General features: G+C 46.0%; 7 protein-coding genes and 1 pseudogene. 6 read left to right on the top strand and 2 right to left on the bottom strand.

Features of this window, described 5'->3' with window-relative positions:
* Together BUE08_RS10915 and BUE08_RS00300 are read right to left on the bottom strand one after the other, a co-directional pair.
* Positions 1-107: pseudogene (locus BUE08_RS10915) on the bottom strand (DNA ligase); the annotation flags it as partial.
* A gap of 297 nt (positions 108-404) precedes the next feature.
* Positions 405-917, bottom strand: coding sequence for a sigma-70 family RNA polymerase sigma factor (locus BUE08_RS00300; RefSeq protein WP_270189979.1), 513 nt, complete (start codon positions 915-917; stop codon positions 405-407).
* Between the two features lie 203 nt (positions 918-1,120).
* On the opposite strand from BUE08_RS00300, the gene BUE08_RS00295 reads away from it, so the two are divergent.
* The 6 genes from BUE08_RS00295 to BUE08_RS00270 all read left to right on the top strand — a co-directional run bounded on the left by BUE08_RS00295 (position 1,121) and on the right by BUE08_RS00270 (position 11,278).
* Positions 1,121-1,267, top strand: a complete 147-nt coding sequence (locus BUE08_RS00295) for a hypothetical protein (protein ID WP_286680076.1) — start codon at positions 1,121-1,123, stop codon at positions 1,265-1,267.
* Between the two features lie 117 nt (positions 1,268-1,384).
* Positions 1,385-1,579: a helix-turn-helix domain-containing protein gene (locus BUE08_RS00290; RefSeq protein ID WP_031475217.1), complete on the top strand. Its 195-nt coding sequence runs from the start codon at positions 1,385-1,387 to the stop codon at positions 1,577-1,579.
* A 47-nt stretch (positions 1,580-1,626) separates the two neighbouring features.
* Complete coding sequence (locus BUE08_RS00285) at positions 1,627-4,299, top strand: type I restriction-modification system subunit M (RefSeq protein ID WP_270189980.1); 2,673 nt, start codon at positions 1,627-1,629, stop codon at positions 4,297-4,299.
* On the top strand, positions 4,293-5,528 hold the full coding sequence (locus tag BUE08_RS00280) for a restriction endonuclease subunit S (RefSeq protein ID WP_270189981.1): 1,236 nt from the start codon (positions 4,293-4,295) through the stop codon (positions 5,526-5,528). The genes BUE08_RS00285 and BUE08_RS00280 overlap by 7 nt, the downstream gene beginning before the upstream one ends.
* 15 nt (positions 5,529-5,543) lie before the next feature.
* A complete protein-coding gene (locus tag BUE08_RS00275) occupies positions 5,544-8,723 on the top strand; it encodes a type I restriction endonuclease subunit R (RefSeq protein ID WP_286680075.1) in 3,180 nt (1,059 codons plus the stop codon).
* On the top strand, positions 8,723-11,278 hold the full coding sequence (locus BUE08_RS00270; RefSeq protein ID WP_286680074.1) for a YgjP-like metallopeptidase domain-containing protein: 2,556 nt from the start codon (positions 8,723-8,725) through the stop codon (positions 11,276-11,278). Before BUE08_RS00275 ends, BUE08_RS00270 begins: the two co-directional genes overlap by 1 nt.
* Positions 11,279-11,294 lie beyond the last annotated feature (16 nt).

The raw sequence follows: 11,294 nt of genomic DNA, 5'->3' as shown, positions 1-11,294 counted from the left end.
TCATCGCCGGAAAACTGCTGGTAGAGCCAGTCGGCTACGGCATTAATAGAAGCAGCAGCGGTGCGGAGCACTTCGATGGTTTGTGCCATTTCTGCCATCTTTGACATTTTCTTTTCCTCCTTCCTCGGATTGGCTTGCGGCAAGTACCCGGAGGTTCCTTGCCAGTCTGGCGGATACGTGACTGATGGAATTCAGGAGCTTGATCTCTTCGTTTACGTTGCCGCCGGTGTCTGCGTAACTGCGGTACATCATGTTCACCTCGCTTTCTGAAGGCTGTGTTCTCTTGCCTTCACCTTCCACTGGAGATGAACTGACGATTTGAGCGGAGGATTTTATAAAAAATTTCCGACCACCATCCGAAAGAGGGACAGTGGCCGGAAAGGGTGTGGTTCGTGGTCTTGATATTACTTTTCGCCGGTAATCCTGCGCAGGTCGGTGCGATACTTCTTCATCTGATCCGCGAAGGTCTTCTGTGGGCGACCGAGTTCTCTTGCAATAGCACGGTCTGAAATGCCCTCCGGGTGATCCTTCCAAAGTTGGATGATGGTATCGGCTTCCGGGTCAAGCTCACGCAGTCTGGTAAAGAGCTGCTCCAGCAGCATGCGGTCGGCGATGACTTCTTCCATCGGCTTACTGCGGTCAGGAATATAGTCACCGAGGGTGCCGTTGCCATCAGGGAGTGGCTGATCCAGAGAAGTAATGTCACCTGCTGCGTGGTATTCGCAGCCGATACAGTCACCGTCGCACTTCCAGATGAAGCGGTAGGGACACATGCACCTGCCGTGATCCTGTTCCTTGTGGCGAATACGGTCGGCTTCCTTATAGAAAGAGTCGTGCTGTTCCTTGGTGACCGGTACTTTCTCGCCAGTGCTGCGAACGTAGATAAAATAGGTCTTCTGATTGTCATTGTTTTGCATAATGAAAGCCCTCCTTCGGCTTTTGCCGAAATGGAGAGCTCCAGACATGCAAAACCAGACCACAGGCGTGAGAGCATACCGAAGGATTACTCCATTTCGGCTGCACCTCACTTCCGGTGATCGGTACAGTATTTGATTGTCATCGGTAGTCACGTGGAACCGGAAACACCCTGCGCAGATGGCTCCCACGTGCTAAAGCAAGTATGCCATTTTTAGGGATCGGAACCTCAGACACAGGCATGTCCGTTTTTGCGGTGCTGATAGGCAGAAACGAGAAGGCCAAGATGAGCTTTATATTGAAAAACGGGCAAAAAAGCCCGGACATAGTTGTGTCCGGCAGGGAATTTTAAGAACGCACAAATAAAAAATAATATCAACAAATAACAGCAAACTCTTGAAAAATTCACATTTATGGTGTATACTAAAATAGTTGAGCTGTATTCAGATTCAAATCACGAGGTGAGAGCATGGAAGAAATCATGAATGACAAATGGATAAGCATAGATGAAGCTGCGGAATATTTAGGAATCAAAACAGTTACTCTTCGCAGCTGGATCAGAAATGGTAAAGAAGGTTTGCCTGCTCAAAAAATCGGAAAACAGTGGAAGTTTAAAATTTCCGAACTCGATGAATGGGTTAAGAGCGGTAAAAGCGCTGACTGATTCAAGGGGAAAATCGAAGAAAATCATTAGACAAGGAGCAGACAAAGATGGCTGTCAAGAAAACGCAATTATATGCATCGCTGTGGGCGAGCTGTGACAAACTTCGCGGAGGCATGGATTCCTCAGAGTATAAGGACTATATCCTGACTCTTTTGTTCATGAAGTATGTCACCGATAAATTTAAGAATAAAGGAGCCTATGAAGACATTAAGGTCTTTGATAAGGCACATGATAAAGATCCCGATCCGGAGAAACGGACGGGCTGTTCCTTTGATGACTTTATTGCTCTGAAGGGAAAGAAAAACATCGGCGAAGGTATGGATAAAATCATAGCACGCCTTGCTGACGAGAATACTGACCTGAAGGGTGTTATTGATATTGCTCATTTTAATGATGAGAAGAAGCTGGGAAGCGGTAAGGAAATGGTCGATAAGTTGACCGATCTCATATCCATCTTCCAGCGCCCGGAACTCGACTTCTCCCGGAATAAGGCTGAAGGTGATGACATCATCGGAGACGCCTACGAATATTTGATGCGAAAATTCGCTACAGAAAGCGGAAAGAGCAAGGGACAATTCTATACACCTGCAGAGGTTTCCAGAATCCTCGCCAATGTCGTGGGAATCAGCCGTTGCACGGACACCAGCGCCACGGTATGCGATCCGGCATGTGGAAGTGGCAGCCTATTAATTCGAGCCATTGATGCAGCTCCTATCCCGATCATGGGGTATGGGCAAGAAAAGGAAAGCACGACAGCTGGTCTGGCGAAGATGAATGCCGTCCTGCATCGTAAGGCCGAGATTACCATAAAGAGCGGTAACACATTCTCAAATCCGCAGTATCTTGATAAATCCGATAATTCCATACTTGAACGTTTCGATTACATAGTGGCAAATCCGCCCTTCTCTATGAAGAATTGGCGCGACGGTATTGCCGGTAAAGAATATGGTCGCTTCGAGGGCTATGGGGACACGCCACCGGAAAAGAACGGCGACTATGCTTGGCTCATGCATATCCTTAAGGCATTGAAGTCAAATGGCAAGGCTGCGGTTATTCTCCCTCATGGTGTTCTGTTCCGTGGAAATGCCGAAGCGACTATTAGAGAAGCAATTATAAAGAAGCACTGGATCAAGGGTATTATCAGCCTTCCGGCAAACTTGTTTTACGGCACCGGCATAGCCGCCTGCGTGCTCGTGATTGATAAAGAAGGAGCTGCAAACCGACAAGGCATCTTTATGATTGATGCCAGCCGTGGGTACGTTAAGGACGGAAATAAAAACCGTCTGCGTGAACGTGATATTTACAGAATCATCACAACATTCAATGAGCAGATAACAACCGATCCCAAGTATGCTCGTTTCGTACCAAACGATGAAATTGAAAAGAAGAACGGGTATAACCTGAACATCACTCGCTATATTGACTCCACAGATCCGGAGGATATTCAGGATATCTATGCGCATATTCATGGTGGCATTCCAGCGGTTGATATTGACAGTCTGTCTAAGTATTGGGATGTGTTCCCTTCGCTGAAGGCTGAGTTGCTGAAGGCGATTAGCGATAAGTATTACAGCCTGAATGTGGAGCATGAGAATATCCGTCAGACGATATATAAAAACGCCGAGTTCTCAGAATACGGTGAAAAACTTGATGAGGCTTTTGCAGCTTGGAAGGCCAAGGAATATCCTACACTATCTTCCCTTGATGAAGATGTATCCGCGAGAGAGTTAATCATTAGTCTTGCGGAGGATATCCTTGCTGAATTCGAACACCTGACGCTGATTGATAAATACGACGTGTATCAAGTGATGTTGGCCTACTGGAATGAGGTCATGAACGATGATGTGTCGCTTATCATAAGCGAACCGGATGGCTATGCCAATGCCAGAGCGACGGATAATATCGAAGAGGAAATTACACAGGGTAAGAATAAAGGCGAGATGAAGGTTACCGGCTGGGAAGGCCGACTGATTCCAAAGGCCATCGTGATAGACACCTTTTTCCGTGAGGAGAAGAATGCCATAGAGGAAGCCGAGAACGTTGTCGCAGAAACAGAATCCTTGCTTTCTGATCTGGTTGAGAGCGCCGATGAAGAATCTGCTCTTGCCGATGTAGCTGAAAACGGAAAGGTCAAGGCGAAGGATTTAGAAGCCAAGATTGAGGAACTCACTCAGCATGTAGAGACGGAGGAAACCATAGAGCTGGAGCTCCTGATGGATCAACTTCCTATGCAGAAGAAGCGCCTTCAGGCATATCTGGTGGGACACCCGCTTTGCGAAAGCGCTGTAACAGAAAAAGGAACTGTTACAAAGTCTTCTATCATGCTGCGCCTATTTATTATTCGTACAGTAGAGAGCGTACCGGAAAGCCTGCAGGATGATGTAAATCAACTCAGACAGGCTTTAGACCTTTGTGGCAAAGTGTCTGACTACAACAAGATTGTAAAGGATCTGAACAAGGCGCTTGATGAGAAGTGCAGGGCAAGGTATGACAGCCTGACAGATGAGGAGATACTGGATCTGTTGGTGAACAAGAAGTGGTTTGATAGCATCTTTGCAGGGATTGCTGATTTGTACGCTGCTATTTCCCACCATCTGACAAATAGGATCATTGAGCTGGCAGAGCGCTACGAGAGCACACTTCCGCAACTTGAGTCTGACACAACGGAGTATGAGGCAAAGGTAAAGTCTCATCTGGAAAGGATGGGATTCAAATGGTAAATGATGAACTGAATATGGTGGTACCAGAAGATTGGAACATCAAGCACTTAGATGATTTTGGATATATTGTTAGTGGAGGGACACCTTCGACATCTGTGCCGTCATATTGGAATGGAATGATCCCTTGGTGTACGCCTACTGATATTACAGGAACTGAGGGCATCATTATTTCAAAGACTGAAAAATGTATAACTGAGGATGGATTAAAGAATAGTTCAGCTGATGTATTACCATCAGGGTCTTTGTTGCTGTGCACACGAGCAACGATTGGTGATTCTAAAATTAATAGCATCCCTATGGCGACAAATCAAGGCTTCAAAAATGTAGTACCTTTTAAGGATACATGTATCAAGTATCTCTATTATTTGCTGCAAACAAAGAAAAGAGAAATGCTTGAAAAAGCTACAGCATCTACATTTGCGGAAATCTCCAAATCTGCTCTTTGCGAAATACCTCTACAAGCACCGGAGAAACAAGAACAGGAACAGATTGCACAAGTACTGTTTGACATCGATGCACTTATCACCGACCTGCAGAAACTCATCCAGAAAAAGAAGAATATCCGTCAGGGCACGATGCAGATGCTGGTTACGGGCAAGAAACGGCTGGATGGGTTTTCGGGAGAATGGGTAAAAATCAATCTGGCTAAAAATTCAAGGCTTAAAGCTCGTATAGGCTGGCAGGGTTTAACGACAGCTGAGTATTTAGATGAGGGCTATTCCTATTTGATTACTGGAACAGATTTTAAGGATGGTCGAATCGAATGGAATGGTTGTCATTATGTGGATTATGACAGGTATGCGCAAGATCCAAATATTCAGGTCTCCAATGGTGATCTTCTTTTGACAAAGGATGGCACTATTGGAAAGGTAGCATTTGTAACCGACTTGAAGCGACCGGCGACTTTGAATAGTGGCGTTTTCCTTGTGAAGCCTATAACTGATGCGTATACTGCACACTTTATGTTTTATGTGCTGGAATCCTCAGTGTTTAAGGATTTCCTCCAGCAGTTATCAGCCGGATCAACGATTAACCACTTGTATCAAAAGGATCTTGTGAAGTTCGATTTGTTTGTTCCTCCAACGAAGGAAGAACAAGAAGCTATTGCTGGCATTCTCTTCGATATGGATTGCGACATTCATAAGCTCGAAGAAAAACTGTCGAAATATCAGAAGGTAAAGCAAGGTATGATGGAAGAATTACTGACCGGCAAGGTCAGATTAGTATAAGGAGGTGCCTGTCAGATGAGTATTGGCGATGCCGAAATTAAAACTCAGGAAAGGGTGATTCGGTTCTTCAAAGATCCGGAAATCTTGGGCTATCAGTATATCGGTAACCTGTCGGATTATCAGAATAAGAACATCAAGGAAGATCGTCTGCGCCAGTATCTTCGACTGAAGGGCTATGCAGATAAACTGATTGATGCTGCCGTTATGCAGCTTCAGCAGGAAGCAGGTAATCTTTCACGTGGAGTCTATGATGCCAATAAGACTGTGTATTCGCGGTTGAAGTATGGCATCCCGGTCAGCGAGAGCCCGGAAAAGCCTCCGGTTACGGTGGAGTTGATCGATGAGGCCAATCCGCTGAATAATGACTTTGCAATCGCCGAGGAAGTAACAGTTGTCGAGCAGCAGGAAAAGAGGCCCGATCTCGTTATCTACCTGAACGGTATCGCCGTGGCTGTCATTGAATTGAAGCGAAGCAGCATCTCTGTGTCTGAGGGCATCCGGCAGAATCTCACAAACCAGAAGGACTCTTTCATTCGAGGTTTCTTTACTACCATGCAGTTCTGCATGGCCGGGAATGAGTCGGAAGGCCTGCGCTACGGTACACTCCTGACCGGCGAGAAGTTCTACATGGAGTGGAAAGACGACGGCTTCAAGGAGCACGAGGACGAGCGTGATCCGGTTGATGTCCGTATCAGCGAAACCTGTGCAGGGATTGAGAACAAGCTCCTGCAGCAGATATATGCCATGTTCGACAAGGAGCGCTTCATCGACCTTATCATGAACTTTGTTGTTTTTGATAAAGGCATCAAAAAAGTGTGCCGGTACAATCAGTATTTTGGCATCAAGCGCACTCAGCAGAGGCTTAATAATCTGAGGACGGAGCTTCACAATCCGAACAGAGATCCGGATAAACCGATGGGCGGTATTCTTTGGCATACGCAGGGTTCCGGCAAAACGCTGACAATGGTATGGCTTGCCAAGTGGATTCTGACACATTGGGCGGAACTTAATGCCCGTGTCCTTATTGTGACAGACAGAGATGAGCTTGATGAGCAGATAGAAAAAACATTCACTGGCGTGGATGAGAATATTGCTCGTACCAAGAGCGGTAAGGATTTGCTGAATCGCCTGAATGTATATGATGATTCGTTGATCTGCTCTCTGGTGCATAAGTTTGGCCGTCGTGGCGGAGAAGCGACAGAAAATGACTACGATAAGTATATTGAAGAGCTGAAAGCCTCCCTCCCTGCTGATTTCGAGGCAAAGGGAAATCTTGTGGTATTTGTTGACGAATGCCACAGAACACAGTCCGGTAAGCTCCATACGGCGATGAAGACAATCATGCCGAATGCTGTATTTATCGGCTTTACGGGTACTCCGTTGCTGAAAAAGGATAAAAAGATCAGCATTGAAGTGTTCGGTACATATATCCATGCCTATAAATACAATGAGGGCGTGGCCGACGGTGTCGTGCTGGATTTACGTTATGAATACCGTGATGTTCCGCAGGATTTGTCGTCACAGGATCGAGTTGACCAGTGGTTTGATGTAAAGACCAGAGGCCTCTCTTCTCGCGCTAAGGCAAAGCTCAAAGAGAAGTGGGGCACGATGCAGAAGGTATATAGCTCCCGCTCTCGTCTTGAAAAGGTGGCGTGGGACATCATTCAGGACTTTAATATGAAGCCGCGTCTGATGGATGGAAACGGTAATGCGATTCTTGTAGCTGATGGTATTCCTACGGCTTGTAAGTATTACGAAATCTTCCAACAGATGGGCTTTAAGAAGTGCGCCATCATATCTTCCTATACACCGAACAAGAGCGAACTGCGCACTGATACCGTCAGCGATGAGGATGATACTGAAACCTTCCTCAAATACGAGACATATTTGAAGATGCTGGGGCTTGATCCTTCTGACCTTCCGAATGCGGGCTCGGTTCAGGCCAAGGTGGAGGAATTTGAAAAGGAAGCAAAGCGGAAGTTTGTAGAGGAGCCTGCAAACATGAAGCTCCTTATTGTCGTGGACAAGCTGCTCACTGGATTTGATGCGCCTCCTTGTACCTACCTTTACATCGACAAGAGGATGCAGGATCACGGCCTGTTTCAGGCAATTTGCCGCGTCAACCGTCTTGATGATGATAGTAAGGATTTCGGCTATATCGTGGATTACAAGCAGCTGTTTGGACAGCTCCAGACCGCAATGAAGGACTATACTTCCGGCGCTTTTGAAGGATATGAGCCGGAGGATGTAAAAGGACTTGTTAAGGATCGCCATGATGCTACGGTATCCTATTTTGAGGAAGTGTATGATGCAGTCGAAGAACTCTGCGAAGGCGTCGAGGAACCTCGTGGGGAGATCCAGTACATCCATTATTTCTGTGGTGTTTCTGGTCAGTCGGAGGAGAGCGACGAGATTTACGCACGCCTAAGAGAAAAACTCTATCGTTTGGTGAGCAGTCTTGTCAGAGCTTTCGCGGAAGCAAAACCATATCTGGTTGATGACATCTCATCTGGCAAACTGAATGAATATGACAAGAAGGTCACTTTCTACATTGAGTTGAAGAAAACCATCGGTACGGCCAGTGGTGACTTCCTCGATTTGAAGGCCTATGAGCCTGATATGAGAAAGATGATTGATAACTATATAACGGCAGCGGATGCTGAGAAGATTGGCGATTTTGATGATCTTACCCTATTGGATTTCGTAGCAAAACAGGGTGAAACGCTTACCGGTGAAGGTGATAGCGGCCACAAAGAAGGTGCAGCAGAGGCCATCGAGAATAACATCCGTAAGAAGGTTATCGAAAAGGTTACCGTCAATCCGCGCTATTACGCAAAGATGTCAGAAATCCTTGATAAGCTCATCGAAGAGCGTAAGCAGGGAGTTCTTGACTACGCTGAGATGCTTGAGAAATATATAAAGCTGGCCAAGGATGTTGATTGTCCGGAGGATAACGATAAATATCCGGAAAGCATCCGTAAGAGTAAGGCGCTCATGGCCATTTATGACAACACCGGCGAGGACGAGAAACTTGCTCTTCGAATTCACAAGGCCGTGAAAAAGCAAGCACTGTCTGGTTTCAGGGATAATCAGGTGGTTGTCAGGAGAATAAAAAAGGCTCTCTTTGAGATTCTGGGTGATGACTCCGAGGTGGAACGCATCTATAAGATCATCGAGAAGCAGGAGGAGTATTAATGCGCATTGTCATTTCCGGAATTCGGATTGATGTGCAAAAAAAGAATATAAAGAATATGCACCTTCAGGTGAAGCCGCCGGATGGACATGTGGTAATTTCTGCGCCTTTATCCGTGGACGATAAAGCTATAGAGGCTTATGCCAGAACTCAGCTGGGCTTTATCAAGAGGGCTATTGCGCAGTTTCAGGATCAGCCAAGGGCATCGAAGCGGCAGTATGTTTCTGGTGAGACGATGTATATCTGGGGAAAGCAGTACTTCCTTGTCTTTAAGCCGGACAATCAGAAGAACAGCTTCGAGATTCAGAACCAGAATATTATTCTTTCCATGAGTGCCAAAAGCACGGTAAAGCAGCGGGATGCTTATGTCAAAGAGGAATATCGAAAGATTCTGAAAGAAGAGATAGAAAAACGCCTGCCCAAGTGGGAAGCACAGACAGGCCTTAAGTGCGATTCTTGGCAAACAAAATATATGGTCACAAAATGGGGTGCCTGCAGCACGGATAAAAAGAAGCTATGGTTTAATCTGCAGCTTGCTCAGAAACCCTATGCCTGCCTTGATTATATTATTTTGCACGAGCTTACACATTTAATCACAAGAAAGCATGATGCTACATTCATCGCACACATGGATAGGTACATGCCTAATTGGCGTGAAATTCGTAAAGAGCTCAACGACAGCAGACTGGACTACTATGAAGCGCAGGATGAAAGCCCACTACAGAAACTGATCGACCAATCTCGTTATGATGACATCCGGGATGCGGCCATAGCTTATATTCAAGAGGAGCATTCTGGTGACGCGAAAAGACTGTCGGTCATTGATATGGAAATCGAGAATGTTATCCATATTGAGCAGCTTGAGGATGGTGTGATTGCTTTCGATGTAATTGCATCATGCGATGTCGAAATGCCGTCCGCATCTCGCAAGGGTTATTTTAATGAGCGCTGGCTGAAGATTCATTGTCAGGTTACTCTTGGCATCGATATGAGTGGGTTCCGAATCATGTCTGTTGGTAATTGCGAGCCGCAAGAGGAATCTGATAATGACCGCCTGTCCGGAGAGCTTGTACCTATTATTTCCCGCGAACAGTTTGAAGACGAGGCGGAGAAGTTCCTAACAAGGTATTGTCCTGAAGCGTTGGAAAAACCTATGAGGGTTCCAATCGAGACAATAGCCAGCGATATGAAACTACAGGTTATCGAAGATACCCCTCTGTCAGATGATCTTACTTACTTTGGGACTATCATATTTGATAACGGAAATGTTCTCGATAAGCACCGGAAGATTACAATTCGCAATGCCAAACGAGGAACCGTATATCTTGATCCGCGTGTTTCCTATGAGAGGTCTGTAGGAACAAAGCGCACTACACTGGCACATGAGTGTTTTCATTGGCATCGTCATCAGCCATACCACGTGCTGATGAAAATGATAGGTGCCGATGATAATCTGGGAAAAGCAATTCAATGTCAAATAGCCGCTAATTCCATGGATTCAGATAAATGGAAGGCTGTAGACTGGATGGAGTGGCAAGCCAAGGGCGTCGCTCCGAGAATCTTGATGCCTGCGAAATCGACGCGCTTGAAGGCAGATCAGCTTCTTGCAGTTTATGGCGGGGCTGATGATGCGAGCATTGCAGCCTACGAGAATGTCATTGATGAACTTGCGGAGCTGTTCGATGTGTCGAGACAGGCCGCCAAGGTTCGCCTGATGGATCTGGGATATTCCAAAGCCGAGGGCGCATATCCATTTGTGGATGGTCAGTATGTTCGCGGATATTCATTTGAAGCAGGTGCCTTGGATAAGAATCAGACGTTCACTATTCCATATGCCGATTTGTTTAAGGCGTACTGCTTTGATCGTGAGTTTAAGAAGCTGATTGACAGCGGACAGTTTATTTTTGCAGATCGTCATCTCGTTCTCAATAACGAGAAATACATAGCGAGAGATCAGTCTGGGAGTGCTACGCTGTCAGAATATGCTCTCTCGCACATGGATGAGTGCTGCGTCGTCTTCTCGAAGGGATATAGCTATCAATCGAAATATCAAGGGGCAAGGTATTACACGCAGTTTATGCGGAATGCCGCACCGGTTGAAAATCAGGTTGAATATTCCTTTGAACTTAATGCGCACAACAAGACACTTCTTGAGCAAATCAAGAACGCAAAGCGCCGTTCAGAGGCCATGCGTAGATATCCCGGTTCTTTTGCTGAGACGCTGGTTGCGCTTCAGAAGGAAAGGAAGCTCTCAAATAAGCAGTTGGCTGACCGCTCACTTGTGGGAGAAAAAACCATTCAGCGTTTGAGAAACGATGAAGAGTATCCGACTTCAGTTCAGACAGTTCTTGCATTATGCGTAGGTCTGAAGCTGCCTTTGCCAGAGGCTGAGATGTTTCTCGGTAAAACAGACTTTAAATTAAATTCAATGAAGGGTGAAGGATACGTTTATCAATGCGTATTAGGAGCCTGTGCTGAGAATTCAATTTATGAAATAAATGAAATGCTCAAAGAAAACGGAATTACTCCTCTGGGGAGCGATCCCGATCTTCAGTGAGTCAAGGAGGAGGACT

It is taken from the genome of Tepidanaerobacter sp. EBM-49 (assembly GCF_001896645.1).
In the GTDB taxonomy this organism is placed as follows: domain Bacteria; phylum Bacillota; class Thermosediminibacteria; order Thermosediminibacterales; family Tepidanaerobacteraceae; genus Tepidanaerobacter; species Tepidanaerobacter syntrophicus.
The sequence above is the reverse complement of the archived record's forward strand: the minus strand, read 5'-3'. Positions and strand labels throughout refer to the sequence as shown.